Source organism: Vibrio sp. Vb0598, from assembly GCF_033338935.1.
Classification (GTDB): Bacteria; Pseudomonadota; Gammaproteobacteria; order Enterobacterales; family Vibrionaceae; genus Vibrio; species Vibrio alginolyticus.
This window is the reverse complement of record NZ_JAWOTP010000014.1, coordinates 78,788-105,272: the sequence shown is the minus strand read 5'-3', so window position 1 is coordinate 105,272 and position 26,485 is coordinate 78,788. Positions and strand designations below refer to the sequence as shown.

The following is a 26,485-nucleotide window of genomic DNA, read 5'->3' as shown; positions in this document are numbered from 1 at the left end:
AAGAGGAAAGAGATTATGAACACTCCAATTACTGAATCTGTACGTCGCACATTAGACGAAATGCAACTTTCTTCTCTGGAAGAGGCTTACCAATACTGTATGGATCGTGGTATCGACCCTAAAGCGCTGGTGATGGACACTCAACCTATCGCGTTTGAAAGCGCTGCCGATGCCTACACACTGGGTACTGCTTTGGCGATTTTCCGCGGTGCAAAAACAGCAGAAGAAGCTGCAAACATCATCGGTGAAGGCCTTCAAGCCTGCACAAAACCTGGCAGCGTCGCAGAGCAACGCCAAGTGGGTATCGGTCACGGTGCATTGGCGGCTCGTCTACTGAATGAAGAAAGTGGCTGTTTCGCTTTCCTTGCCGGTCATGAGTCATTCGCAGCGGCAGAAGGCGCAATCAAAATCGCATTGAACGTCAACAAATCACGCAAAAATTCGTTGAAAGTGATCCTGAACGGTTTGGGTAAAGACGCCGCTTACCTAATCTCACGCATCAATGGTTTCACTTACGTACGTACTCAATACAACTACCAAACTGGTGAGTTAGTGGAAGTAGAACGTCGCCGTTTCTCCCAAGGTCCACGTGGTGAGATCCTTTGCTACGGTGCAGACGATGTGCGTGAAGGCGTGGCTATCATGCATAAAGAACAAGTGGATGTGAGCATCACAGGTAACTCAACCAACCCGACTCGCTTCCAACACCCTGTAGCAGGTATCTACAAAGCGGAACGTAACCGTGAAGGCATGCCTTACTTCTCAGTTGCATCAGGTGGTGGTACTGGTCGTACTCTACACCCGGATAATGTGGCGGCAGGTCCTGCATCCTACGGTATGACCGATACCATGGGTCGCATGCACGCCGATGCGCAATTCGCGGGTAGCTCTTCAGTACCTGCACACGTAGCAATGATGGGCTTCATCGGTATGGGCAATAATCCAATGGTAGGTGCAACGGTTGCACTTGCAGTAGAGGTCGGTGAGCTAAGCCTCTAAGTCGATTTATCGCTTTACTACCCAAAGCCAGTAAATCCAACAAACCCAGTGTAGGGGGAGTGACTTCGGTCCTCCCCTTATTTTTTGCGATGCTCCCTTCTCCCACTTCACTTTGTCTTTACCCCAAACCGGTCTGATAAGGCTTTTGCGACACATTTCTCATCAGACAAACATATCTCTAAAAAGACAAAAGGTATCCATCTACGGACTTTCTCCATTTCCCCTCTTTAAACTCCCCAATACTCTCTTTATGATGACTGACAACTTAATTATTTCTTGTCAGTGAACAGACGAGACACAAGACTCAACACATGGAGATCAACTATGGCTTTCTTCTCTCTAGCCTTTGGTACGGCAACTAAAAACCGCGACGGCAAAATCATCGAAGCGTTTTTCCCAAACCCAGTTCTTAACCCAAGCGAAGCGCTTGTTAACGCACTAGCAGCAGTAGCAGGTTACGAGCAAGGCAACCAAGCTATCGAGATCTCTGCAGCACAAAGCGCAGAACTGGCAGCAGCATTTGAAGCAAACGGCGATGCGGCAAACGCATCTTTCGCAGCAAAAGCAGCAGAATCAGCACAACCACTTGTACTGGTTATCCTTGCCACTGACGAGCAGCCACAAAGCGTTGCTGAAGGTTTCCTAAAACTTCAACTTATCTCTAACCGCCTAGTTCAACCGCACGGCACGGTACTAGACGGCATCTTCGGTCTACTACACAACATCGCATGGACTAACGAAGGCCCTATCGACTTACCTGAACTAGCAGAGCGTCAAATCGAAGCTCGCCTAGCGGGTCGTGCACTAAGCGTAGATTGCGTAGACAAGTTCCCTAAAATGGTGGACTACGTGGTACCAACTGGCGTTCGTATCGCTGACACTTCTCGCGTACGTCTTGGCGCACACGTTGGCGAAGGCACAACGGTAATGCACGAAGGCTTCATCAACTTCAACGCGGGTACAACTGGCGTGAGCATGGTTGAAGGTCGTATCTCTGCTGGCGTAGTGGTTGGTAACGGCTCTGACATCGGCGGCGGCGCATCTATCATGGGTACGCTATCTGGCGGCGGTAAAGTTGTTGTTTCTATCGGTGAAAACTCGCTACTAGGCGCGAACGCAGGTCTTGGCTTCCCAATGGGTGACCGTTGTACTATCGAATCAGGTCTGTACGTAACCGCTGGTTCTAAAGTGCGCATGCTAGATTCTGCTGGTCAAGAAGTAGAAGTAGTGAAAGCCCGTGATCTTGCTGGTGTTTCTGACCTACTGTTCCGTCGTAACTCTGTAACAGGTCAAATCGAGTGTCTTGCAAACAAGAGCGCGGTTGAACTGAACAGCGAACTGCATAAAAACAACTAATTCATTCGTGAATTAGCCCTACGAAAAATCCCCCAGCAGGAAACTGTTGGGGGATTTTTTAGCTTAAAGCAAAATGCGTGAGTGCTGATTACTGATTTAAAAAGCTGACCGCTTTATCTGGGAAATCAGTAAACAAACCATCCACTTTTACTTGGTTGTAGTACACATCCATCATGCCTTCAAAGCTGTCAGTGTACGCTGGAATGCGTCCTGGATCGGCGCGGAACGTGTATGGATGCACTTGCAAGCCAGCGTCTTTTGCAGCCTTCATCAACGGCTTGATGATGATATTGTCTTTGGTTGACTTATCATCCACCAGCATCGGCTTCCAAGGTCCAATTCCTTCCGCGTAACTCGCTACTTTCTTCATTCCGTCGGCTTCGAACATCCAGTCATAACTGTATGGTGTTGCCTTGTCGCCTTTGTACACCATAGTTTCGTTCCAGTCCGTGTAAGCCATAAGCTGAACGAGCTTTAAGTCCATGTCCATTGCAGGCATGAGTTCACTGTTGATGCGTTGAAGTTCATTCGCATCAAAACACTGAAGGTAGACTTTGTCGTCTTGAGAGCCGTAACCGTACTGCTTCAAGACTTTAAGTACTGCTTTAGAAATGTCCTTACCTTCATGACGATGGAACCAAGGCGCTTTAATTTCTGGGTAAATACCGATGTCATAACCCAGCGTTTTGTTTAAGCCTTGGATCAGCTCAATCTCTTCAGCAAACGTCGGCACGGTGAAATCAGATTTCCACATAGGGAATCGGGTTGGATAGCCCGCTACTTTGTTGCCTTTCTCATCGATGTTGAACCCTTCGGTAACTCGCAAGGATTTGATTTCCGCCAGAGTGAAATCAATCGCGTAATAACGACCATCTTTACGTGCACGATCAGGAAAACGCTCCGCAACATCCGTTACGCGATCGAGATAATGGTCATGCAACACGACCAACTGGTCGTCTTTCGTCATTACCACATCTTGCTCTATGTAGTCAGGTTTCATTGCGTAAGCAAGTGCTTTGGCTTCTAGCGTGTGCTCAGGCAAGTAGCCCGATGCGCCACGGTGCGCAATGACAAGCGGCTTCGCAATCGCACCAGCAGAGAGGCTAAGTGCTAAAAAAGTAAGACATACTGACTTTGTTTTCATTGTTATTTCCTTGATAAAGCGAAGAGGCAGTATTCCACTGCCTCTTTAAATAAATATTACGCTAGCGCTTCCTTCTCGCGCTCTTTTTGCTCGTGGTGAGCACGTTCACCTAAGAAGGCGTACATCAAACACACGATAGAAGTAATACAAGAACCCACTAAGATGATAAAGCCACCATCCCAGCCAAAGTGGTCTACGGTGTAGCCCAAAATCGCGTTTGCGGCAACTGCCCCACCCAGGTATCCAAACAAACCAGTAAGACCAGCGGCAGTACCTGCGGCTTTCTTCGGAGCGAGTTCAAGTGCGTACAAACCGATCAGCATAACCGGACCATAGATTAGGAAGCCAATTGCAATAAGCGCCATCATATCTACTGTTGGGTTGCCTGCAGGGTTAAACCAATAAACCATCACTGCAACTGTCACTAGCACCATAAATAAGATACCAGCAGGTGCACGACGACCTTTGAACAATTTGTCAGAGATCCAACCACACAATAGTGTTCCTGGAATGCCAGCCCATTCGTATAAGAAATAAGCCCATGACGATTTATCTACCGAGAAATCCTTCGCTTCTTTTAGGTAAACAGGTGCCCAGTCCAGTACGCCGTAACGAATTAGGTAAACAAATGCGTTTGCAATTGCAATCGACCAAAGAAGTTTGTTGTTGAAGACGTATTTGAAGAAGATTTCCTTCGCTGTCATTTCTTGTTCATGGGACTTGTCATAGTCATCTGGGTAATCGTCTTTGTATTCTTCAATAGGAGGCAGACCACAAGACTGAGGGGTATCGCGAACCGTCATCCAAACAAACACAGCAACCAACGTGGCGAAAAATGCAGGAACATAAAATGCAGTGCGCCAATCATCGTTAAATGCCCACAGGCCAAGAATAAATAGTGGACCAATCAAGCCACCACCCACGTTGTGCGCCACGTTCCAAACCGAAACGATCTCACCACGCTCTTTACGTGACCACCAGTGCACCATGGTTCGGCCACAAGCAGGCCACCCCATCCCTTGGAACCAACCGTTTAAGAAAAGCAAAATGAACATCGCAGTGACGCTACCAGTCGCCCATGGCATAAAGCCAAAGCAAAACATCACTAATGCAGACATCAATAGGCCGCCACTAAGGAAATAGCGAGGGTTGGAGCGGTCTGAAACGCTGCCCATTAGAAACTTAGAGAGACCATATGCAATGGAAACAGCTGCCAAGGCGACACCTAAGTCTCCGCGGCTAAAGCCTTGCTCGATAAGATAAGGCATCGCCAAACTGAAGTTTTTACGAACTAGATAGTAACCGGCGTAGCCAACAAAGATACCGATAAAGAGTTGCCAACGGAGGCGAGAGTAGGTGCTATCGATGCTGCCAGGGGACAGACGATCAATGTGCGCCTTAGGTTTGAATATTCCAAACATAGGAACCTCATTATTTTGTATGCGATGGTAAAAACACAAAAGGAGCGAACGAAACAAAATAAATCTTCGTTCGAAAGTTCATGAATTGTATGGAGTTAGGATTTTATTTCTGTGACAAATGTTGCACATGGATTAAATATAAGTAAATACAGTAAATTATATGAGCATTAATTAGATCATCGTTCAACTTTACTCAAGATTCGTTAATATGAAACTGATATTCAAACCTCTCACTTGAGCATTCCAATTCGAAACCTTTGAAACAAAGGCTCGAATTAGAACATAAACTAACCGTAAAAAGGGCGATTTACGCCTGCCCTACTCGCTCCGAACCAACTAATAACTAAAAAGCTGAAAAACGATCACGTTTAGCATCAAACGAAATAAAAAAACAATTTTTATTTGAATACAAGCCGAAGCAATGATTCACAAACACAAGACATTAACAGCGTTTATTCTCTTCTCAACTCATCCTATTGGTACCAATGGGATGACGATTTTTTCTAAAAGTCCAAACATGACAGCGTATTTTTTACTTCACTGCTATCCCTTGATACATTTGACATTCCGCTACTCCTTTAGGGTTAATTGCTACACAAGTTCTGTGCAATAAGTCTCCAAGCACGTAGCAGCTTCACAAAACTCCTCTTACCAGTTGTGCATTCTTTTTCACATCGGTAATTTGAGCGCTCTCAACACTGGCCTCGTGACAAATAAATTATTTTCGTTGTGTTCTTTTCCGGTTAAAAGATGCGCCATTTAACAAAAACGAAGACTTTGATTAACAAATTTATGCTCAAACGCTCATTTTTAACGCTCGTTTGTTTTCGCAAACGTTTATATATGCACAATAGTATCGTGCTAGACAGGCAAAAATGATCAAAGGACTTTTAACATGACAACGAACAAACACCCCTCTCTGCTCGGAGAATGTTTGGCCGAGTTTATCGGTACAGGACTACTTATTTTCTTCGGCGTAGGCTGTGTTGCAGCCTTAGTTCTAACAGGCGCATCATTTGGACAATGGGAAATCAGTATTGTATGGGGCTTCGGTGTCGCCATCGCTATTTACTGTACGGCTGGCGTCTCTGGTGCACACATCAACCCTGCCGTTACCATCGCACTTGCTATGTTTCATGGTTTTGATAAGGCGAAAGTGGTGCCATACATTATCGCTCAAATGCTTGGGGCATTCTGTTCTGCTGCATTGGTATACAGCTTATACAGCAACCTTTTCACCGACTACGAAATCGCTCATAACTTCGTTCGCAGCAGCCAAGATGCACTAGCAACTGCTGGTATCTTCTCGACTTATCCGCATGCCTCTCTCTCTTTCTTTGGTGCTTTTGCTGTGGAATTCGTTATCACTGCTGTACTGATGTTTGCGATTCTGGCTCTGGGCGATGAAAATAACGGCGCGGCACGTGGCGCAATGAACCCTCTATTGATCGGTATTTTGATTGCCGTCATCGGTGGTTCACTTGGCCCACTAACAGGCTTTGCGATGAACCCTGCTCGTGACTTTGGACCGAAGCTGTTCGCTTACTTCGCAGGCTGGGATTACGCTCTGACAGGTGCTAAGGACATTCCTTACTTTATCGTGCCTTTACTTGCTCCGATTGCAGGTGCATGTTTTGGAGGTTGGTTGTATCCAAAAGCGATTGCAGCTTACCTTCCACAACAAGGCCACGGTTGTACGATTCCAAACCAATGTGAGACGGAAGAAGAAACAGAAGAAGCTAGAGCTTAAAACTGACGTAACTCGAACATTTACTAAAATATAAATAACGAAACAAAAGGATTCTTACCATGACTGAGCAAAAATACATTGTTGCCCTAGACCAAGGTACAACAAGCTCTCGCGCAGTGATTCTTGATCATGATGCGAACATCGTAAGCGTCGCGCAACGCGAATTTACTCAGATTTATCCAGAAGCTGGTTGGGTTGAACATGATCCAATGGAGATCTGGGCAACACAAAGCTCTACCTTAGTAGAAGCTCTAGCTAAGTCTGGCATCCGTAGCGACCAATTAGCGGCTATCGGTATTACTAACCAGCGTGAAACGACCATCGTCTGGAACAAAGAAACAGGTAAACCCGTTTACAATGCGATTGTATGGCAATGTCGCCGTACTGCTGATATCTGTGAAGATTTAAAAGCACGCGGTCTCGAAAACTATGTACGTGACAACACTGGTTTGGTGCTTGACCCTTACTTCTCCGGTACCAAAGTTAAATGGATTCTGGACAATGTTGAAGGCGCACGAGAAGACGCAGAAGCAGGTAAGCTGTTGTTTGGTACTGTCGATACTTGGTTAGTTTGGAAGATGACTCAAGGTCGCGTTCACGTAACCGACTACACTAACGCATCGCGTACCATGCTGTTTAACATCAACGATCTATGTTGGGATCAAAAAATGTTAGATGAGCTTGGCATCCCAGCATCTATGATGCCAGAAGTGAAGCGCTCATCGGAAATTTACGGTAAAACCAACATCGGTGGTAAAGGCGGTACTCGTATTCCTATTTCTGGAATCGCAGGTGACCAACAAGCGGCGCTTTACGGCCAAATGTGTGTTGAAGCGGGTCAAGCGAAAAACACTTACGGTACGGGTTGTTTCTTGCTAATGAATACGGGCCAAGAAAAAGTCACTTCGACACATGGTCTTCTAACAACTTTGGCTTGTGGTCCTGCAGGCGAACCAGCTTATGCACTTGAAGGTGCCGTATTCATGGGTGGAGCTTCTATCCAATGGCTACGCGATGAATTGAAAATCCTAAACGGTGCAGAAGACTCTGAATACTTCGCGACAAAAGTGGATACATCAAACGGCGTTTATGTCGTGCCTGCATTTACTGGTTTAGGCGCACCATACTGGGATGCCTACGCACGTGGCACGATTGTCGGCCTTACTCGCGGTGTGAATTCAAACCATATCATCCGTGCAACATTGGAAGGCATCGCTTATCAAACTCGTGACGTACTGGATGCGATGCAAGCTGACTCAGGCATTAAGCTTGCGAACCTTCGCGTCGATGGTGGTGCAGTAGCGAACAACTTCCTCATGCAATTCCAATCCGATGTATTGAACACAGAAGTACACCGCCCTCAAGTAACTGAGGTTACCGCTCTTGGTGCAGCCTACCTTGCCGGCCTTGCAGTTGGTTACTGGGATAGCATTGATGAGTTGCAGAATAAAGCGGTACTTGATCGCACCTTTGAGCCACACGATGATGAAGAAAAACGCAATCGTCGTTACAAGGGTTGGAAGCGTGCAGTGAAATGTGCACAAACCTGGTCTGAACTTCACGACGAAGAAGATTAATCTCATCTCCATAAGAAAAAAGAGCGCCATTTGTGCGCTCTTTTTGCGCTTTATCCCCGATTCCTGAACTCGCTTACTTCTCACAACGAGCAAATTCGAGCACAATAGAGCTTCGAATTTGAAGCATTGGCCGTTACCAATGCACAAGGGAGTGGTAAGTGAAGCAAATACCTCGACACCAGCAGATTGTTGAGCTGGTGAAAAAACAAGGCTATGTCAGCACGGATGAGTTGGTAGAAAGATTCAATGTCAGCCCACAAACCATCCGACGCGATCTCAATGAACTCGCCGATGACAACAAAATTCGTCGTTATCACGGTGGAGCCACTATTCCTCTCAGTTCTGAAAACACATCTTACAACACGCGTAAAGCGCTCAACTTCAATGAAAAAGATGTCATTGCAGACGAGGTAGTCAAACACATTCCAGATGGTGCCACACTATTCATCGATATCGGCACCACACCAGAAGCAGTTGCGCGAGCGCTCAATAAAAACCATAAACAGTTGCGTGTTGTCACCAACAACATCAATGTTGCGACCATTCTTTTCCCTAACCCTGAAATCAAAGTCATCTTAGCGGGTGGAGAAGTCCGCAGCAGAGACGGCGGTATTGTTGGCGAGGCTACCCTCGATTTCGTTAAACAGTTCCGTCTCGACTTTGGCATTCTCGGCATTAGCGGTATCGACTTCGATGGCTCGCTATTAGACTTTGATTACCACGAAGTCCGGGTCAAACAAGCGATCATTGACAATAGCCGTAGTGTATTTCTTGCCGTAGACCACACCAAGTTCGGGCGCAATGCTATGGTAAAACTAGGCAATATTGCACAGCTCAACATGATCTTTACCAATAAGCAGCCACCAGAAGAAATCTTGTCAATTTTGAAGGAAGCTTCTATCCCACTTGAAGTGGTTGAAGCTAACGAATCAAACTCCGAAAACGAGTAACGTCAATCGTATAACTCCCCCTCAAATGACCTCTGTCTTAATTAGACAGAGGTTTTTTTGTGTCTAAATCACACAAAACGCTCACAAACGAAAATAATAGATGATCACAAACGAAAGCTGAGCTAGGATTACATTATGTTCTAAAATGCTCGTTCGCTCACCAAGGGGTCAAATTTATGAGTATACAAAATAATGCTTCCACTACTAGCTCATCCACTACCTTAGACTTGATCGTAATCGGTGGCGGCATTAACGGAGCTGGTATTGCAGCAGACGCAGCTGGCCGAGGTTTGAGTGTTGGCTTATACGAAGCAAATGACTTCGCATCTGCGACTTCTTCAGCAAGTTCTAAACTGATACACGGCGGTTTACGCTACCTTGAACACTACGAGTTTCGTTTAGTTTCGGAAGCGCTCGCAGAGCGTGAGGTTATTCTTCGTAAAGCACCACACGTCGCACTACCAATGCGTTTCCGTTTACCGCATCGCCCATTCCTACGCCCAGCTTGGATGATTCGTTGTGGCCTTTTCCTTTACGATAATTTGGGTAAACGTACGACGCTGCAAGGCAGTAAAACCGTCAACCTTGCGAAATCTGGCTTGCTAAAACCAGAAATGAAAACGGGTTTCGAATACTCTGACTGTTGGGTTGATGATGCACGTTTAGTATTACTGAACGTTCTTGCGGCTCGCGAAAACCATGCTGAAGTGCGTAACTACTGCCGCGTGGAAAAAGCACACCGTGAAGGTGGTATCTGGCACGTTACTATTCACGATGTGATGACAAACCAACGTTTCGAACGTAAAGCGAAAGCGTTAGTCAATGCTGCGGGGCCTTGGGTAAAACAGTTCTTTGATGATGGATTAGAGCAAGCCTCTCCTCGTAACATTCGCTTAATCAAAGGCTCGCACATCGTTGTTCCTCGTATCCACAACGAACCGCAAGCCTACATCCTTCAAAACAAAGACAATCGCATCGTATTTATGATTCCTTACTTAGATAAGTTCTCAATCATTGGTACAACAGATGTGGAATACAAAGGTGACCCACGTGAAGTGTCGATCTCAGATGACGAAGTCGATTACCTCATTGATATCGTAAACCAACACTTTGTCCACCAGTTGACTCGCGAAGATGTAGTTTGGACATACAGCGGTGTTCGTCCTTTATGTGACGATGAATCTGACTCTCCGCAAGCAATCACACGAGACTACACGCTAGAGCTCGATGCGGAATACGACCATGCACCTCTGCTTTCTGTTTTTGGTGGTAAGTTAACGACCTACCGTAAGTTAGGTGAAGCAGCAATGAAGAAACTTGCTCCGTTCCTACCTGAAATGGGTAAAGACTGGACGGCCAACCAAACCCTTCCTGGTGGTAACTTCAGCTGTAGTCGTGAACAATTAGCTAAACAAATTCACGCTAAATACACTTGGGCGCCAGAAGCATTGATTCTTCGTTATGTCACACAGTTTGGTACCCAAACCTGGAACTTAATGGAAGGCACAACAAGTGAAGCTGACTTAGGACAAACGTTCTCGGCACAAGCAGGTGGTGTTTACCAACGTGAGATCGATTACTTAATGAACCATGAAATGGCAATGACCGATGAAGACATTTTATGGCGCCGTACTAAGCTTGGTCTTTACATGAACGAGGAAGAAAAACAGGCCTTAACGGACTATTTAAAGAAAAAGCTACAACAGAAAGTGGTTAATCTTTCTCAAGTTGGCTAACAGCTCCCCTCCCTCCCCCACAATAAAGCCTGCTTAGTTGCAGGCTTTTTGTTTTGTTGTTTAAGCACAACACCTTGGTGCGCTCCACTCGATTGCAAATAAGAACAACTATTCATAGACATTTGGCGTTAAATACAATCATACTCATTTGAAAAATAATGCATCAATGACTTCAGAGTACCGTACTCAGAGAATTGCCTCTGTATGGCAATGCAATTCTCGCGAAAGAAGTATCTTGAGGTTATTTTGGTATCGGCTCAAACAAGGAAAAGAAAATGGGTTTTATGATTGAACATTGGGACTTCTCAACCCCAGAAGCAACTCAACAATCCACCACGGCAGAGCAAATTCAAGCTAAGCATTGGTACCATTGCGAACGGCTGCATCCTGATATTCGTGGTTGGCTGGAGCAGAACCAAGTACCTCGAGCTACGGTTGATCATCTATTAGCCGACGAAAGCCGACCATCTTTCCATCCTTTGGATGACGAGAACTTCATGTTGATTTTACGAGGCGTCAATATGAACGGCAATGCATCACCAGAAGATATGCTTAGTATTCGAATTCTCTACTTTCAAGGCGCACTCATTTCAACTCGTAAAATTCCATCACGCGCGATCATGGAGATTCGCCAAGCATTAGCGGAACACAAAGGCCCAAAAAGTCTTGCCAGTTTACTTCATCAGATCATTGAAGGATTAAACAGTAAAATAGACATTTACCTTGATACGATTGAAGAAACACTAAACCAGTTCGACGTGAATGATGAGTCGACGTACAAACATATGGCGACTCAAAAAGCACTGATTTCTATCAAGCGTTTTATTCGCCCTCAGCAGTACGCTATCCGTGATCTTGTGGAGTCAGAATCAGAATTGATTGCTTTGAGACCTCATCAATATCGCTTCGCACACAATAATATTACGCGCATAAATGAAACACTTGAGTTTTATCTTGGAGAAGTGGCGCTTTTCCAAGAAGAGATCAAACATCATCGTGATGAGAAAACCAATAAAAACAGTTACCTGTTTACTTTGGTAGCAACGATTTTTCTACCAACCAGCTTCTTAACAGGTTTACTCGGTATCAATGTTGGTGGAATGCCAGGCGTGGATTCCACCATGGCATTCACCTGGTTCTGCATCGCCTTAATTGTCATTTTTGGTCTAGAGTGGTGGCTATTTAAACGCTTGGGGCTCACGAATAAAGCGGACGACGAAGACGAGTAAACACTAAACCTATAAAGAACAAAAACCAAAAGAGGAGCACGCGGCTCCTCTTTTCTCTACTCACATTAGAATCTTATCCGGGGTGACCATCCACACGAGGGGTCACAAGCATCACACCAAAGCGCCACACAAATAGCCCAAACGCAACAATCCATAATCCGCCGCTGATATCAATCCACAGCATCATGTTCGCTGGGTCAAAGATCACGGCGAAACTGCGAACCAAAGCTGCCGCGGTAATTGCTGCAAACGCAAGGCTCATGTTTGGTCCTTTGTAGATCATGCGACCAGTATGTCCCATCGTCACCCGTGCAATCATCGCTAAAATCAAACCGCCTAACGCACCTATCGCAAACAGGTGAATGAGGTTATGGCTGGCAAATGCATCTCCCCAGACGCCTCGCAAAATGAAGCTTAGTGGTAAACACAAATACGCAGCATGCAGCGACCACACTAAAGGCTCGCTCAGGGTTAACCAAGGTTTCCAGCGAACAAAACGCACCAACTGAGCAACACCTGCAAATAGCATCAAAGGACTACCTAGTTCTGCAAACGTCACAGGGAAAAAGCTCAGCACAAATAGCATTACCAACGGCAAATTCGCGAGCCACTCTAACCAAGCCAATGGTTGCGCTTTTTCGAAATTAAATCGACGCGCAGTAAAAAATGGAATCACACGTCCGCCCATCACTGACAACAGCAAGGTAAACCACCACAGCATTGCTTGCCACACCGCTGAAGAGCTAAAGGGCGGCATACCTTTTATCGTTGCGTAGCTTGCAAAGTTCGCAAAGATGGCCAAAAGAAACAGTGGAACGAAAAACAAATTACGCCAACCTTTGGCTCGATACACACGAATGCCCACCTCATAGGCGACAAACAGTAAAAATACCGCTTCGATACTGCTGGTTAACCATAACGGTGCTGGTGTCCAAAGCAATATGCGGGGCACTAACCACAAGCCAAATAAAGCCAGAAGCATGTAATGCTTGGTACCATTAATGCCAGTCCAGTTTTGTACCGCGGTCAGTACAAAGCCAACTACAATGGCCATTGAAAAACCGAACAACATTTCATGTACGTGCCACCACAATGCAGGCACGGCCAATGCGCTTGGCGGCCCACTTTGGAACATCCACACCCATAACGCAATCGCAACAATGGCGTAAATCGACCCAAACAGAAAAAACGGCCGAAAGCCTAATCGCAGCCATGCGGGGATTTTTTCTTCTACTTTTTTATCGGTGATATTCAGCATTATCTTGCCCTCAAGCGTCTCTCGATGCTGGTTAACTCAACTACATATTGATGCTACCATAAACATGTATAGAAAATACATGTTTATAATTAAGATTATACTTAAGAGGTAAAGTTGTGCTTCAGATGCCGGTTAGGTATAAACATGAGAGGCACAACTATCAGTTAAGGGATGCAACGACAATGTACATATTTGGCTATGGCAGTTTGATTAATTCTGCGTCGCGTAAGTTAACCGGACAAACGGGAGAAGCCATTCCCGTCATAGCACATGGGTTGGTTCGCTACTGGGGGAAGATTGACGACAGCTACAGCCTCTCTCCATTAGTGGTGAACCAAGGCGATGGACAGGTTAATGGCGTTTTACTCGAAGTAAATGAAGAAGCGCTCGCAGAATTCGACCGCCGTGAGCGAGGTTATCATCGTATTCAACTTCAGCCAGATCAAATCGAAACAGATGCGAGTTTTAACCAAGAACATGACATTTGGGTTTACGTAAAAGACGAGCCACTACCACCATGCGCAAAGAGCCCAATCATGCAAAGTTATGTTGATACCGTGCTGGCAGGTTGCTTGGAAGTTTCCCACGCGTTTGCAGAGCATTTTGTGCGTCACACCATTGGCTGGCAACACGCGAAAGAAAATGACCGCCATCAACCCAAATATGGCAACCTTGCAGGCGTGCAAGAGCATCATTACGAGTTGATTGATAATCTAATAAAAAAAGGAGCCTAACGGCTCCTTTTTAGTATCTATGTTTTGCTTACGCGAGCTTAAAACTTGTAATCAACACCAACGTACAGGCTGTCAAAATCAAAATCTTCGCTGCCACCGTTTTCGGCATCAATACTTACCGAAGAAGCACGGTAGCCACCAGATACAACCAAACCTGAAGCGAACTCATAACCAGCCTCAACACCGTAGTTAAAGCCTACATCACGACCATCATCGGTAACAGTGCTAGATGATTTCACTTCATAAGAAACACTCATTACACCAAGGCCAGCAATCGCACCAACATAGAAGCCTGTACCTGCAAATTGGTATTTAGGCTTCGCATTGAAATTGAACGCAGAAGCATCAACACTAAATTTAACCGGCCACCCCATGTAAGAAAATGTTTCTTCAAAGTCGCCAAAGTATATGTACTCACCTTCAAAAGCTAGTTTGAAGTTTTCTGAATATTGAAGCTCTTTACCTACAGCAAGGCTAAGACCTGTCGCAGAAAAATCTTTTGACAAGCTTTTAACTTTAAGATCTGAATTTACCAAATCAGCACCAACATACCAGTTACCTTCTGCTTGAACTGATGCTGAAGCAACCACTGCACCTAAAGCCAATAATGGCAATACTTTTTTCATTATAATTTCCTAATTTTTCATACTGTTAGACAGCTTTTAAAAGCGCGGAGATTATAAATAGAGTTGAATACTTTCCTATTGATTTGTTTATAAAATGAGACACAAAACATAAACATGAACAATAAAACGTTTGCTTGATTAAACTCTAAACAGCTCGACTCCTATTAAGTACTAGAGTTACCACAAGTAGCAAGTTTCCAAACCAGTCGCGTTTTTCAGTATTTTTACAGCAATATAATCCTTACGTTTACGGCTTTATTTATTACTCAATAGAGTCTATTTCATGAAAACAAGTTGGCTTGATATGATGATTTAAAGTGTTTAGGACTGTCTTACTAAAGGTTTGTGCATCTCTAAGTAGCTGTTTAAAATAGTCAGATTATTGAGCTCACACTTGGGCAGTGAGCAGTGCCGACGGGAAATTTACATGGCAAAGCTAAAAGATATCGCCATTGAAGCGGGTGTCTCACTTGCAACCGTATCGCGGGTTTTGAACAAGGACCCAACGTTGAGCGTTAAAGAAGAAACCAAATACCGCATTTTGGAAATTGCAGAAAAACTGGAGTACCGCACCAGTAGCTCGAAGAAAGGCATCAAAGAAGTTAAGCAAAAACATCACTTTTTAGCCTTATATAACTACAAACAAGAAACAGAGGTGAATGACCCTTACTACTTATCAATTCGTCATGGGATTGAAACGCAATGCGACAAACTAGGTATTACGCTAACCAATTGCTATAACAGTGAAATTGATGTTGAAACGAAAAAGATAACAGGTGTCCTTTTAGTCGGAAATGTCGACCAAAAGGTAGTAGATAAATTACCTAAACGTCTAGCCGATAGCATCTGCTACATAAACTTTTCAGATCCAACCTGCCCTTATGATTGCGTTGATGTCGACCTTATTCGAATCAGTAGGCAAGTAGTTGATTTCTTTGTACAACGAGGCCACCGCCGCATCGGTTATATTGGCGGTCAAAACAAGCCCGACGCAGCTGACATTCGTGAAAATGTGTTTTTGGACTATGGCTATCTAAAAGGCGTGGTCGCAGAACAAGATATACACTATTGTTCCTGCTCTAGTTTGTCCGGTTATAACTTAGCGAAAGAGATGCTAGCCATAGGTGACTTCCCGAAAGCAGTATTCATTGATTCAGACTCCATCGCGATTGGCATAGTACGTGCAATCCATGAATTTGGCTTAAAGATACCAGAGGATATTACGTTGATTAGTATGAATGATATTCCTACTGCTCGCTTTACCTTTCCGCCGTTGTCTACAATTCGTATTCACTCTGAGTTGATGGGAACTCAGGGAGTGAACTTACTGGTGGAAAAATACCGAGATGGACGCTTACGACCTCTTCATGTATACGTGCAAACAGAGCTTAAACTACGTGGTACAACTCAATGATACCTTTTCCATTAATCTCTTTTATGAATTAAATCTGGAACATCCCCCCCAACCAAAGACATTCATTTTGCTCAATCAGTACTGTTTCGGTATAACGCCGATAACTCAGCGGGTAGTAAGAAGTTCAACAACAAATCACTCTAAGCACCATGAGTGCCCCAAATGTTTATCATTTAGAGGTGATGGTCGAAGAAACCAACTCGCGTAGCCAAATGCCTTTGTCTTCATTGTTTCGGCTGGAATGCCACAGCATAGCAATATCAAAATCCGCAACGGCGATCGGCGGCTTAACGGTAACGAGATCGTCCGAAAAGCCCTCCGCCAATGCCATTTTTTCTGGCACGATGGCAATGAGATCGCGTTTTTTCAATAGATGCCGAATAGTGAGAAAGTTGCGCGACGCCACGGTGACTTTGCGGCTCAAGCCATGTTCTGCAAGCTTTTGGTCTACTTGTGTCTTTAAGCTCCCATCGGGACTTACCAGAGCTTGCTCGATGTTCGCGAACGCTTCCAGAGACAGCTGTGTTTCCCCTTTCAACACCTGTTTATCACACATGCACACGTGTTTTTCGGTGTACAAGTACAAGCTCTCAAAGTTGTCATCCAACACCGGCATGCTGCCAATAATGACATCGAGCTTTTCGTGCTCAGTTAATGCCACGTAGTTGCTACGATTGACGTTAATAAAACTGATCTGCGCCTCTGGGGCGCGCTGGCGTATTTCGTCATAAAGCCGAGGAGCAAAGATAAACTCGGCATAATCCGTTAACCCGATGCGACATACACCCGCGTAATTTTCAGGTTGGAAGGCAGACTTAGTGAGCAAGTCTTTGGCGATAGAATCCAACAAGTGATGCACAGTTGGCGCGATGTGGTGAGCGTGCTCGGTGGGCTCCATCTTGTGCCCTTTTCGCTCAAAAAGCGGGTCGTCAAACAACAACCTTAAACGAGACAAACTATGACTCATCGCCGACTGGCTAACGTAACTTTTCTCTGCCGCGACGCTAACGCTTCGATAGCGATACAAGTAGGAAAACGTCACCAATAAGTTCAAGTCAATGTTGCGCCACTGAATGTCCTCTTTCACTCCAACATCCTCATCCCATTTCATTCATAGATGAAATTAAAATCATCAATTTGAGTCATTTTAGAGCATTCGATAAATTAGCAACAATGCTTTTTAGATAAACAGGCTCGACATGTTCACCATATTCAAAACTTTTTTCTGGCTGGGTTGGTTCAGCTTCGGCGGCCCGGCGGCTCATATTGGTTATTTTCGCCAAACCTTTGTTGAGAAACTGAAATGGCTTGATGACAGCGAGTACGCGCAAATTGTCGCGCTCAGTCAGTTTTTGCCGGGACCGGGCTCAAGCCAAGTTGGCTTTGCTTTAGGCTATAAACGTGGCGGTTTAGATGGCGCATGCGCAGCATTTGTCGGATTCACGCTTCCTTCAGTGGTCATCATGTTGGCGCTGGCGATGGTGAGCAGCCAAATCACCGACACCGCAGTGTTCCAAAACATCGTTCACGGCCTAAAACTGCTCGCAGTCGTCGTCGTGGCGGATGCGACTTGGGGCATGTACAAAAACTTCTGCCAAAGTAAACTGACCGCGGGTTTGTGCGTCGCGACTGCGATTGCGTTGCTGGTGGCACCAAGCATCATGACGCAAATGTTCGTGTTGATCGCAGCAGGTTTTGTCGGAATGCGATATCTGAAGAAAGACTCCGCGCCATCAGCCGAGTCGTTTAAACCGTCTATCGCGCCATTAGCTCTATTTGCGATGCTTTTACTCGGCTTACCGTTAGTGGCTCATACGTTACCTTTGCTTGGGCTGTTTAGTGATTTTTTCCAAGCTGGTAGCTTAGTGTTTGGTGGCGGTCATGTGGTTCTGCCGCTTCTGCAAAACATTGTTGGCGACCAGCTCAGCCAAGATGCATTTTTAACAGGCTACGCCGCTGCACAAGCTGTACCGGGGCCAATGTTCACCTTTGCTACTTTTATCGGTTATGAGCTTTCGGATACGCCAATTTTAGGCGCTCTGATCGCAACGCTTGGCGTATTCCTCCCTGGGTTTCTTTTACTACTTGGCGTTCTTAAGAACTGGCAAGCACTGGCAGGCAAACCGCTGGTCTCCGGCGCCATCAACGGTGTAAATGCCTCGGTAGTAGGGTTACTACTCGCGGCACTTTACCAGCCAGTATTTAGCAGCGCAGTTGTTGCTCCCATCGACATGGCGTTAGTGGTTGCAGGTTTTTATCTACACAAAAAGCTCAACCTATCGGTTCTGTGGATGATCGTGTTTTTTGTGGCGGCAGGCCTTGTCACGGGCATGATTTAGCCTGCTGATACGCCAACTATTGAATCCAGATAAACCACGGGCACTCAAATACGAGTGCCCGTTTTCTCAACTAAGCTTAATGATATTGGAAGGATAGAGATGACGGATCATCAATGGAACAAGACAACAATTACGAGCTCAACCTTAGCTGGCAGCAAAAAGCGTCGGCTTTACTCACATCAGTAAAGAATGAGTTATTGAACGATAAGATTTTCTACACCTATTGCTTTATCTCGACTGCTGTCATTTATCTTTGTTCTTTGTATCTCGATTTCCCTATCGATTACTCTTTTACCACTTACCTTGAAACGCTCATACAAGCTTTGTATGTCACAGGTTTAAGCTGGTGTATCTACTATTATTTCTATCTCATACTGCGCAAAGAAAAGCAGCCGGCAAAAAGATTCATACAAAAACTGAAGCATCTTATTTTTCCGCTGTACCGACCTGTATCAGTGTTTGTTTCGATGATGGCACTCAACCTGATTTTCTCTAACCACACGTTTTTGAAATCGCTGATTCCAATCATCAATCCGTTCAAGTGGGATCTGACCTTTGCGAATATTGATTCGTTGCTACACTTCGGCGTTGCTCCGTGGGAGTTGACCCATGCATTATTCTCCAATGCTTGGGCCTCATTAGGGCTAAATGTAGCCTACAACGCATGGTTTTTTTGTATGTGGGGTATACTCATCTTTTTCCTTATCTACAAAAAATACCCGTTGGTAAGGCAACAGTTTTTACTCACGTTCGCATTGTCTTGGATGATTCTTGGTGTCTTCTTCGCCACGCTGCTTTCTTCAGCAGGCCCTTGCTATGTGGAGCTTATCACTGGAGATGAACAGTTTGTTCCTCTGATGAAAACGCTCGAAGCCCAAAGCCAATATCTTACCAATGTGGACGCTGGGCAATTGTGGGCATTGCCTACACAGCAATATCTTTGGGATGAGTACATCGCGAATGCCAATGGTATTGGCTCTGGCATTTCGGCAATGCCTAGTTTGCACGTTTCCATTGCGGTTTTGATGGCGCTATCAATTTATAGACTCAACAAAACCATCGGCTACTTTGCCTACGCTTTCGCAGTCATCATTCAAATCGGTTCGGTACATTTAGCTTGGCATTATGCGATTGATGGCTACCTCGCAACACTCTTGACGGTGATGTTATGGAAGATAGTTGGTTGGGCTTTACGGCGCTATGCTTCTTACCCTGAAAGAAGAGAATGAACGGCTAATTGAACAAACACCTTTGCAACGGACTACTCCCGGTAAATGAAAAAGCCACTCTATCTTGCAGAGTGGCTTTCTTTTAAAAGGGTCTTCAAATTTATTGGAGAAGCGCGGTAGAGGTATCCCCTCGCTCTCTCACCATTGCCAATGCTCGTTCTAGGTTTTTATTTGCCAGTTCATAGTAGGCAGGGTTCTTATCAATAGCCTGTTGTAGATAAGGAATCGCCTCGCCTGGTTTGCCTTGAAGGATCAAGAAGTAACCAACATTATTGAGTGCTTCCGGCTCTGTCATGTGTCGACTAAAAATACTCAGAGCTTGTCGTGGCTGATCTTTAGCTAAAGCAATGAGACCTAAATTATTGATTCCTCTCTCATCTCCTGGCTTGATACTTAGTGCGGCTTGAGTAAAGTGCGCCGCTTTTGAGTAAGCTTTTTCCATGTAGTAGGAGTAGCCAAGGCTGACCAAAGCGTTTACGTTTCTTGAGTCAATATCCAACGCTTTTCGAATTAACGCCTGCGCAATATCGTGGTCGCCACGAATGTCGTAAAGCACACCTAGACCGGAGTAAGCAGAGACTGGTGATTTATCATCATAGCGATATGTTGCAACGCTCTCTGCAGTAATGTTGTCTTTAGTGATGGTAGGATCGCCATCCATGCGAATTTGGTCAGCATTCAAAGCGCGTATGTAGTAGCTTTTCCCAACGTCCTTTTCTCCACGCTTCGTGTATAAAGTACCAAGCTCAGTCAGGGAGCCAATATGATCGGGGTTCTCAGCCAAAGATGCTCGAAATGATTTATCGGCGAGTTCTGAATTCTCCCTAGCTAAATGGATGCGCCCCACGGTGTACAAGGTTTTATCTTTATGGACCGCATTCGGGAAAGAGAGCGAGCGAATATATTCATACAAGGCTAAGTCGACATTTTTGTTGCTTAATGCAATATCCCCTCGTGAGATTGCCTCTTCCTCTGTTTTGGGTGGTTCATCATTAGTGAGAGACTCAACGGGCTTACCTGAGTACAGCGTTGAATCGAAATCTGATGACTGTTCAGTTGTTGAACATGCGGTAAGCACCAACAACGAGATGATGACGTATTTCTTAATCCACATAACGATCCCTATTTTGCTTTTTAATTAGAAAATGCCTCAGCCAATGAAATTAACGCAGGTCCGATAGCCACTATAAAAAAGCAAGGCCAAATAAATAGCACCATTGGAAACATCATTTTGACTGGGATTTTTGCAGCAATTTCTTCTGCTGCTTGTTGACGCTTATCCCTGTAGTCTTCGGTATATTCACGCAAGGAGTTGACTAAACTCCCCCCTATTCGAGAGGCATGGCTAAGCATACTTACCAGCCCCATTAATTCTTCTAACCCTGTCCTTAATACTAGCTCCCTCAGCGCTTCTGGCATTGGTTTGCCCGCTTTAATTTTGTTGCACACCGTATCGATTTCATCAGCAAGCTCTGGGTGAGAGATAACCAGTTCATCAGCAACCCGACGCAACGCTGCATTAAAGCCAAGCCCTGATTCGGTACAAACCACCAGCAAATCAAGCATGTCGGGCACACCTGCACGAATCGCTTGCTGACGCTTGTTCACCATTCGACGCAAAATAAAATCAGGAAATAAAAGCCCAATAAATACGGATAACGCCATATACGTGTACAGGTATTTAGATTCCGGAACCGAGAAATACACCAGTGCCGCCACCATCACACCTAAGATTGTCGTGACCGATTTAATGGCATAAAACATCGATAATGCATTGCTTTCATGAAACCCAGCATGCATCAGTTTATTGCGTGTCGTTTGACGCTCTTTTTCACTGGTTGGGGAAGTTAAAGGCGCTAACGACTCCAAGGTGTCTGACATTTTCTTGTTGTGATGAGAGACTTCTTTCTTATCACCAGACAATTCGGCTAACTTTCGTTTAATTGGCGAGTTAACCCCGATAATTATCGAGCCTAACGTCATCACAACCAACACTGTAGTGATGAGGATCAACCCCATAAGCAGTGTTTCTTGGCCGACAGCAAAATCGTTTAACCATCCTTGAATACTTTCCATGGCTACACCTCAATATTGACGATTTTACGAATCCAAAGCGTGCCGATAAACAACGCTACCATCCCACCAATGACCATTTTGATCCCCATTGGATGCGTGTGGAGTAACTCAATATACTCAGGTCGAACAAGGGAAATGATGACGTACAAACCAAAAGGCGCTAATACTAATACCCATGCCGACATTCGAGATTCCGCCGAAATGGTTTTTATTTTTCGAGCGAGTTTGAAACGAGCACGTAGGATATGGGAGAGCTTCTCAATGTTTTCGACTAAGTTACCACCCGTTTCCTTTTGCAGTAACACAGCACTGGAGAAAGCAAGCATAGATACGGTAGGAGTTCTCTCCGACATTTGCATAATCGCCAAGCGGAGGTCATAACCATAGTTGAGTAAGTTAAAGGTATTCATGAACTCAGGACCAAGCGGTGCACTAACCTCTCTGCCTACTTCTCCAAACCCCTGCGTAATTGGCTGCCCTGCCTGCAAAACTCGCTTGATGATATCGAGAGCCTCTGGCAGTTGCTCTTCAAATTTCATTAAACGATCAGCAATCCTTTTCTGTATGTAGAAGTAAACAGACACCCAGCAAGCAAACGCAACGCCAGCACAGAGGTACCAAACTTGCCCGAACAAGAACAGAAATAGACCAACCGCAGTCCCTCCGAGGAATGTGAGGAAAATAAACCGACTGAACCCCATGTGTATCCCAGCCAGTTCCAACTTCTTCTTAAAGCTATCGAACAGGCTAAACCTCACAAGCCATCGCTCTAATGGCGATAGATTCTTGAGCGAGTTTTCCCTTAATAAAGAAATACTCTCTTGATCAATATGTTTATGGCTTTCGTGTATCCGCTTGATTAATTGCTTATGCTTAACCTTTTTACCCGCAGAAGGCAGAATTAACGCTTGGCTAATAAAGAATACGGACAAAAACAGCAGTACAAGAAAAAGGGGGAATTGACTATCCATAGCAATCTCCTAACGGGCTTTTTCATTGAATATTTCAAATGGTACGTCTAAGCCTCGTTTTACTAATTGGTCATGGCAGCTTGGTACAATCCCTGTAGCCATGTAATCACCTAACACATTGCCTTCTTGATCGACCCCTCTTCTTTGGAAGGTGAAGATCTCCGACATGGTAATAACGTCACCTTCCATGCCATTGATTTCTTGTACGCTAACCATGCGACGTTTACCGTCTTCCTGACGATCCATTTGCACAACAATATTGATGGCCGACGCGATCTGCGCTCTCAAGTTTTTTGTCGACACATTCCACCCTGCCATCGAGAACATATTCTCAATCCGGCTCAACGCATCTCTTGGTGTATTCGCGTGGATAGTAGCCAAAGACCCATCATGACCCGTGTTCATTGCGGATAGCATATCCACCGCTTCTGAGCCACGAACCTCACCAACAACTATCCGATCGGGACGCATACGTAGTGAGTTTTTTACTAAATCACGCTGAGAAATTTCACCCTTACCCTCGATATTGGAAGGACGTGTTTCCAAACGGATAATATGTGGCTGTTGGAGTTGTAACTCTGCTGAGTCCTCAATGGTTACAATGCGTTGGTCGCTAGGAATAAAGCTCGACAAAATATTTAGCGTGGTTGTTTTACCAGAACCTGTACCTCCAGAAATCAGGATATTCATTTCCCCCACAACCGCCGCATTAAGAAACTTCGCCATTTCAGGAGACAACGATCCAAGTTCTAATAGGTTATCCATATTCAAACGTTCAACAGCAAAACGTCGAATAGAAACTGAAGGCCCATCAATAGCAAGAGGAGGTATAATCGCATTAAAACGTGAGCCATCTTTGAGTCGAGCATCCACCATGGGTGAAGCCTCATCGATCCTTCGACCCACTTGGCTTACAATACGGTCGATAATATTGCGCAAATGGCGTTCGTCTAAAAAGGTGTGCGGTGTTTTCTCCAACTTACCAAAACGTTCGACGAAAATATTTTTCGGGCCATTTACTAAGATATCTGAGATTGTTTGATCTTCAAGAAGTGGCTCAAGAGGCCCTAGGCCGAACACTTCATCTTCAATTTGATGTATTACGCGGTTTCGCGCTTCTGAACTCAATGGGTGTGTTTGATCTTCCGCAATGAGCTGAACAACCGCTTCGCGCAACTCCTCTTTCGCGCGATCTTCTTGCAAGTGCGATAGAAGCCCGAGATCCAAGGTATCCAGTAGTTTCTTGTGGTAGTAGTGTTTTATCGAGAGATCTTGTTCTAATTGCTTTTTCTGCTCCTCGATCGCTTTCATCTTGGCTTCTACCGGCGACAAAGACTTTTGCTCATCTGACGAGTCTTCATCAGATTTTGCCAACTCGACATTCACAACTTTGGATTCTTTTGTTTCATCTACGGAATTGAAAGAACTCCCGACGCCTTTCCGTTTGAAAAACATAACTCCCCCTTACTAAGAAAATAGTTTTTTTATCCAACTTTGATTCTCTTTGGTCGGACTTTCTAATAAGTGCGATATTTCAGCCAAAGACGCTTTCAGCGCACTATTTTTCTTAGATTGAACAATTGGGTTGCCCAAATTAGCGCTCTCGATAGCAATAGCAAAGTTATTAGGTACTAAGTGTATTGCATGTCCACTAACCGCATTTTCAATGTCTTTCAACGATATTGTCGATTTCTTTTCAAAACGATTAACAATTAGTTCAACCTGATGACTACTTAAACCATAGTCTAATTCTAAAGAACGTATATAACTAACAGCATGCTTCACCGAGGTAACATTCTGTTGCAGAATCAAAAAAACATGTGTTGCCGGAGAAACAATTTGTTGATAAACGTGCTCAACGCCATGAGATAAATCCACAATAATATGTGAGTAAAACTGCCTCAAAATAGGTAATAATTTACTAACTTGAACCGCATGCTTGTAATTACCTTTTGGATCATTTTGGTTAAAACACAAATAATTCAAACCTGAAGGATGCTGGTAGACTAATCCTTCTAGTGATAATTCATCTAAATCATTAACAGAATCAATCACATCATTAATATTGTATTTAGGCTTACAGTTTAAATAATCAGCGGCATCACTAAACTGCATATCCAAGTCAACGAGCAACACTTTACTCTTAGCATAGCTTGATAATTCTATTGCTGTATTAATAGCCAAAGTGGTTGCTCCAGAGCCACCTTTTGTATTAATAAACAATGTTAGATCGCCCATTTTCTTATTGGCAATCTTTTCATCCGCGGTAGATTTTAATAAAGGATATAGCTCGCCAAAATCAACCGAACGAGACAAATAATCTGTTGCCCCAAGCCTTAATGCCATTTTAAGGGATGCAGTATCGTTCTCGTCGCCAAATACAATCAAAGCAGTATGATTATGCTGTAAACTGCTGTCACTAGAATAAACATGAGCCACTTTCTGAGCCCAGCTTTCACCGGTTTCAATATAAATGAGATCAGGAACTTGCTTATTTTTCACAAAGTCCAAGTTAAAGGTATCTAGCTCTATCCAATCAATATTTAGATTTACACACCTTGATAGTTCATCAGCAATGTGAATTTTAAAATTTGATGTAGAATAAACTATCCAAATAATCAAGTTAGTTTTTAAACTTTTATGTGTTTCATTATCCATTTTGACTGGTTTCAACATAAAGCTACTCCGCGGAACAATCCGAATAAACAGCTGGGTTATCAGCTTCAGGCTTTAATACACCTAAGCTTTCTGCCGGCAATACAGTTTCAAAAGCAGGCGTTTTTCCTACTGCACTAATAAGCGCAGCTAACACAAAAAACTTAAATTCATAATCAACTGCTCTTGCTTGAACATATTTTATTTTTGAAAACTGAGCATCTAACACTGTAGATGCTGCAGGTGGAGTACTCAAAAAATCCGACACATCAACAGTTGCACCTGTATCGTCTAAATATTCGATTTGTAAATTATTAGCGGTAAAACCTGAAGGATATAGACTCTCCAAAGCTTGATGATTAGGTATTTCATCACGTTCAGAAATAAAACAAACCGTGGCAAGTCGTGCCGCTCGCCTGGTAATTTCGTTGACCATTTGCACTGAATAAAAGTAGATTGCAAACTCAATAATCATGAACAGTACTAACATTACCGCAAGTGCAATTAACGAAAACTCAACTTGGGTCAGTCCTTTCTGTTTCCTTATCCATTGTTTCATGGGCTAGTCCTCATTGACGCAGAAGAGCCAATACTGAAAGCCAAAGAGGTTCCGGTAAAAGGTAAGGTTGAGAAAATAGGCTCATAATTATAAGTAGCCGATATGGTGACAACCTTATTGGTGTCCGTTGGTTGAGTCACAATAATGTCAGCAGCTTCAATATAGTCGATTACCGGCGTACCAACGCCACTCGGCGTGCCATAGATCACCACATTTTTAATATCAGATTCTTCAGCTATACCTTCAAAATCTAACGTGCCATAAGTATCAACCACGGCATACCGTGCGCCATTTTGCAACGCTTTGTTGACCTCTGTGTATTGAATAAAAGCTCGGCTCACGTCGATAACTAATACGGTCAGCATCAGTAGCACTGGCAATGCAAGAATAAACTCTATAATTGCCAGTCCTTTCTGGTTAGCCATCTTTTTCATCTGATGCTTTCTATTGGAGTACATCATA

23 protein-coding genes are annotated in these 26,485 nt (G+C 44.4%); 11 read left to right on the top strand and 12 right to left on the bottom strand.

Annotation, left to right across the window (positions count from 1 at the left end):
• Positions 1-15: 15 nt before the first annotated feature.
• Both R7Q38_RS15160 and dapD read left to right on the top strand, forming a co-directional pair.
• Positions 16-999, top strand: coding sequence for a GGGtGRT protein (locus R7Q38_RS15160; RefSeq protein ID WP_239938536.1), 984 nt, complete (start codon positions 16-18; stop codon positions 997-999).
• A 324-nt stretch (positions 1,000-1,323) separates the two neighbouring features.
• Positions 1,324-2,355: a 2,3,4,5-tetrahydropyridine-2,6-dicarboxylate N-succinyltransferase gene (gene dapD, locus R7Q38_RS15155; protein WP_005391708.1), complete on the top strand. Its 1,032-nt coding sequence runs from the start codon at positions 1,324-1,326 to the stop codon at positions 2,353-2,355.
• A gap of 88 nt (positions 2,356-2,443) precedes the next feature.
• On the opposite strand, the gene glpQ is transcribed toward dapD, so the two are convergent.
• Together glpQ and glpT are read right to left on the bottom strand one after the other, a co-directional pair.
• Positions 2,444-3,499, bottom strand: a complete 1,056-nt coding sequence (gene glpQ, locus R7Q38_RS15150; RefSeq protein ID WP_005380201.1) for a glycerophosphodiester phosphodiesterase — start codon at positions 3,497-3,499, stop codon at positions 2,444-2,446.
• Between the two features lie 56 nt (positions 3,500-3,555).
• Positions 3,556-4,920, bottom strand: a complete 1,365-nt coding sequence (glpT, locus tag R7Q38_RS15145) for a glycerol-3-phosphate transporter (protein WP_005380199.1) — start codon at positions 4,918-4,920, stop codon at positions 3,556-3,558.
• 895 nt (positions 4,921-5,815) lie between these two features.
• On the opposite strand from glpT, the gene R7Q38_RS15140 reads away from it, so the two are divergent.
• The 5 genes from R7Q38_RS15140 (at position 5,816) to R7Q38_RS15120 (ending at position 12,162) form a co-directional block, all read left to right on the top strand.
• Positions 5,816-6,670, top strand: a complete 855-nt coding sequence (locus R7Q38_RS15140; protein WP_005380195.1) for an MIP/aquaporin family protein — start codon at positions 5,816-5,818, stop codon at positions 6,668-6,670.
• 59 nt (positions 6,671-6,729) lie between these two features.
• Entirely contained in the window at positions 6,730-8,247 is a 1,518-nt protein-coding gene (gene glpK / locus R7Q38_RS15135; RefSeq protein ID WP_005380193.1) for a glycerol kinase GlpK, read from the top strand.
• A 158-nt stretch (positions 8,248-8,405) separates the two neighbouring features.
• Positions 8,406-9,197, top strand: coding sequence for a DeoR/GlpR family transcriptional regulator (locus tag R7Q38_RS15130; protein ID WP_005380192.1), 792 nt, complete (start codon positions 8,406-8,408; stop codon positions 9,195-9,197).
• Between the two features lie 176 nt (positions 9,198-9,373).
• Positions 9,374-10,933 (top strand): glycerol-3-phosphate dehydrogenase, encoded by a 1,560-nt coding sequence (gene glpD / locus R7Q38_RS15125; RefSeq protein WP_186584701.1) that lies wholly within the window; start codon positions 9,374-9,376, stop codon positions 10,931-10,933.
• 275 nt (positions 10,934-11,208) lie between these two features.
• Positions 11,209-12,162 (top strand): CorA family divalent cation transporter, encoded by a 954-nt coding sequence (locus R7Q38_RS15120; RefSeq protein WP_005380188.1) that lies wholly within the window; start codon positions 11,209-11,211, stop codon positions 12,160-12,162.
• Between the two features lie 73 nt (positions 12,163-12,235).
• Here the strand turns inward: R7Q38_RS15120 and R7Q38_RS15115 are convergent, their stop codons facing one another.
• Positions 12,236-13,420: an NnrS family protein gene (locus R7Q38_RS15115; RefSeq protein WP_213886687.1), complete on the bottom strand. Its 1,185-nt coding sequence runs from the start codon at positions 13,418-13,420 to the stop codon at positions 12,236-12,238.
• A 182-nt stretch (positions 13,421-13,602) separates the two neighbouring features.
• Here R7Q38_RS15115 and R7Q38_RS15110 point away from each other — a divergent pair, with 182 nt between their 5' ends.
• Entirely contained in the window at positions 13,603-14,154 is a 552-nt protein-coding gene (locus R7Q38_RS15110) for a gamma-glutamylcyclotransferase family protein (protein ID WP_005380184.1), read from the top strand.
• Between the two features lie 38 nt (positions 14,155-14,192).
• Here the strand turns inward: R7Q38_RS15110 and R7Q38_RS15105 are convergent, their stop codons facing one another.
• On the bottom strand, positions 14,193-14,780 hold the full coding sequence (locus R7Q38_RS15105) for an outer membrane beta-barrel protein (RefSeq protein ID WP_054728374.1): 588 nt from the start codon (positions 14,778-14,780) through the stop codon (positions 14,193-14,195).
• A gap of 427 nt (positions 14,781-15,207) precedes the next feature.
• Here R7Q38_RS15105 and ebgR point away from each other — a divergent pair, with 427 nt between their 5' ends.
• On the top strand, positions 15,208-16,194 hold the full coding sequence (gene ebgR / locus R7Q38_RS15100; RefSeq protein WP_054728371.1) for a transcriptional regulator EbgR: 987 nt from the start codon (positions 15,208-15,210) through the stop codon (positions 16,192-16,194).
• Positions 16,195-16,363: 169 nt separating this feature from the next.
• On the opposite strand, the gene R7Q38_RS15095 is transcribed toward ebgR, so the two are convergent.
• A complete protein-coding gene (locus R7Q38_RS15095; RefSeq protein WP_394630758.1) occupies positions 16,364-17,281 on the bottom strand; it encodes a LysR family transcriptional regulator in 918 nt (305 codons plus the stop codon).
• A gap of 112 nt (positions 17,282-17,393) precedes the next feature.
• On the opposite strand from R7Q38_RS15095, the gene chrA reads away from it, so the two are divergent.
• Positions 17,394-18,533: a chromate efflux transporter gene (gene chrA, locus R7Q38_RS15090; RefSeq protein ID WP_239938367.1), complete on the top strand. Its 1,140-nt coding sequence runs from the start codon at positions 17,394-17,396 to the stop codon at positions 18,531-18,533.
• A 113-nt stretch (positions 18,534-18,646) separates the two neighbouring features.
• The gene (locus R7Q38_RS15085) at positions 18,647-19,762 is read left to right on the top strand and encodes a phosphatase PAP2 family protein (RefSeq protein WP_137282333.1); all 1,116 of its coding nucleotides are present in this window, start codon (positions 18,647-18,649) and stop codon (positions 19,760-19,762) included.
• A 100-nt stretch (positions 19,763-19,862) separates the two neighbouring features.
• Here the strand turns inward: R7Q38_RS15085 and R7Q38_RS15080 are convergent, their stop codons facing one another.
• The 7 genes from R7Q38_RS15080 to R7Q38_RS15050 are packed head-to-tail and all read right to left on the bottom strand — an operon-like array spanning position 19,863 to position 26,484.
• Positions 19,863-20,876 carry a tetratricopeptide repeat protein gene (locus tag R7Q38_RS15080; protein ID WP_005386465.1) on the bottom strand — a complete coding sequence of 338 codons (1,014 nt, stop codon included), beginning with the start codon at positions 20,874-20,876 and terminating at the stop codon, positions 19,863-19,865.
• A 20-nt stretch (positions 20,877-20,896) separates the two neighbouring features.
• The gene (locus R7Q38_RS15075; protein ID WP_005386462.1) at positions 20,897-21,838 is read right to left on the bottom strand and encodes a type II secretion system F family protein; all 942 of its coding nucleotides are present in this window, start codon (positions 21,836-21,838) and stop codon (positions 20,897-20,899) included.
• A gap of 2 nt (positions 21,839-21,840) precedes the next feature.
• Complete coding sequence (locus tag R7Q38_RS15070; RefSeq protein ID WP_005386459.1) at positions 21,841-22,809, bottom strand: type II secretion system F family protein; 969 nt, start codon at positions 22,807-22,809, stop codon at positions 21,841-21,843.
• Between the two features lie 9 nt (positions 22,810-22,818).
• The gene (locus tag R7Q38_RS15065; protein ID WP_005386456.1) at positions 22,819-24,264 is read right to left on the bottom strand and encodes a CpaF family protein; all 1,446 of its coding nucleotides are present in this window, start codon (positions 24,262-24,264) and stop codon (positions 22,819-22,821) included.
• A 12-nt stretch (positions 24,265-24,276) separates the two neighbouring features.
• Positions 24,277-25,485, bottom strand: coding sequence for an AAA family ATPase (locus R7Q38_RS15060; protein WP_005386455.1), 1,209 nt, complete (start codon positions 25,483-25,485; stop codon positions 24,277-24,279).
• A gap of 4 nt (positions 25,486-25,489) precedes the next feature.
• The gene (locus tag R7Q38_RS15055) at positions 25,490-26,023 is read right to left on the bottom strand and encodes a TadE/TadG family type IV pilus assembly protein (RefSeq protein WP_005386454.1); all 534 of its coding nucleotides are present in this window, start codon (positions 26,021-26,023) and stop codon (positions 25,490-25,492) included.
• Positions 26,020-26,484: a TadE/TadG family type IV pilus assembly protein gene (locus tag R7Q38_RS15050; RefSeq protein WP_031781046.1), complete on the bottom strand. Its 465-nt coding sequence runs from the start codon at positions 26,482-26,484 to the stop codon at positions 26,020-26,022. Before R7Q38_RS15050 ends, R7Q38_RS15055 begins: the two co-directional genes overlap by 4 nt.
• Between the last annotated feature and the right edge of the window lies 1 nt (position 26,485).

Bases quoted from the DNA above. Each gene is read 5' to 3' on its own strand.
- glpK (WP_005380193.1), top strand. From the start codon at position 6,730: ATGACTGAGCAAAAATACATTGTTGCCCTAGACCAAGGTACAACAAGC.
- R7Q38_RS15085 (WP_137282333.1), top strand. From the start codon at position 18,647: ATGGAACAAGACAACAATTACGAGCTCAACCTTAGCTGGCAGCAAAAA.
- R7Q38_RS15070 (WP_005386459.1), bottom strand. From the start codon at position 22,809: ATGGATAGTCAATTCCCCCTTTTTCTTGTACTGCTGTTTTTGTCCGTA.
- R7Q38_RS15060 (WP_005386455.1), bottom strand. From the start codon at position 25,485: ATGTTGAAACCAGTCAAAATGGATAATGAAACACATAAAAGTTTAAAA.
- R7Q38_RS15115 (WP_213886687.1), bottom strand. From the start codon at position 13,420: ATGCTGAATATCACCGATAAAAAAGTAGAAGAAAAAATCCCCGCATGG.
- glpD (WP_186584701.1), top strand. From the start codon at position 9,374: ATGAGTATACAAAATAATGCTTCCACTACTAGCTCATCCACTACCTTA.
- ebgR (WP_054728371.1), top strand. From the start codon at position 15,208: ATGGCAAAGCTAAAAGATATCGCCATTGAAGCGGGTGTCTCACTTGCA.
- glpQ (WP_005380201.1), bottom strand. From the start codon at position 3,499: ATGAAAACAAAGTCAGTATGTCTTACTTTTTTAGCACTTAGCCTCTCT.
- chrA (WP_239938367.1), top strand. From the start codon at position 17,394: ATGTTCACCATATTCAAAACTTTTTTCTGGCTGGGTTGGTTCAGCTTC.
- R7Q38_RS15065 (WP_005386456.1), bottom strand. From the start codon at position 24,264: ATGTTTTTCAAACGGAAAGGCGTCGGGAGTTCTTTCAATTCCGTAGAT.
- dapD (WP_005391708.1), top strand. From the start codon at position 1,324: ATGGCTTTCTTCTCTCTAGCCTTTGGTACGGCAACTAAAAACCGCGAC.
- R7Q38_RS15110 (WP_005380184.1), top strand. From the start codon at position 13,603: ATGTACATATTTGGCTATGGCAGTTTGATTAATTCTGCGTCGCGTAAG.
- R7Q38_RS15120 (WP_005380188.1), top strand. From the start codon at position 11,209: ATGGGTTTTATGATTGAACATTGGGACTTCTCAACCCCAGAAGCAACT.
- R7Q38_RS15105 (WP_054728374.1), bottom strand. From the start codon at position 14,780: ATGAAAAAAGTATTGCCATTATTGGCTTTAGGTGCAGTGGTTGCTTCA.
- R7Q38_RS15055 (WP_005386454.1), bottom strand. From the start codon at position 26,023: ATGAAACAATGGATAAGGAAACAGAAAGGACTGACCCAAGTTGAGTTT.
- glpT (WP_005380199.1), bottom strand. From the start codon at position 4,920: ATGTTTGGAATATTCAAACCTAAGGCGCACATTGATCGTCTGTCCCCT.
- R7Q38_RS15160 (WP_239938536.1), top strand. From the start codon at position 16: ATGAACACTCCAATTACTGAATCTGTACGTCGCACATTAGACGAAATG.
- R7Q38_RS15140 (WP_005380195.1), top strand. From the start codon at position 5,816: ATGACAACGAACAAACACCCCTCTCTGCTCGGAGAATGTTTGGCCGAG.
- R7Q38_RS15075 (WP_005386462.1), bottom strand. From the start codon at position 21,838: ATGGAAAGTATTCAAGGATGGTTAAACGATTTTGCTGTCGGCCAAGAA.
- R7Q38_RS15050 (WP_031781046.1), bottom strand. From the start codon at position 26,484: ATGATGTACTCCAATAGAAAGCATCAGATGAAAAAGATGGCTAACCAG.
- R7Q38_RS15080 (WP_005386465.1), bottom strand. From the start codon at position 20,876: ATGTGGATTAAGAAATACGTCATCATCTCGTTGTTGGTGCTTACCGCA.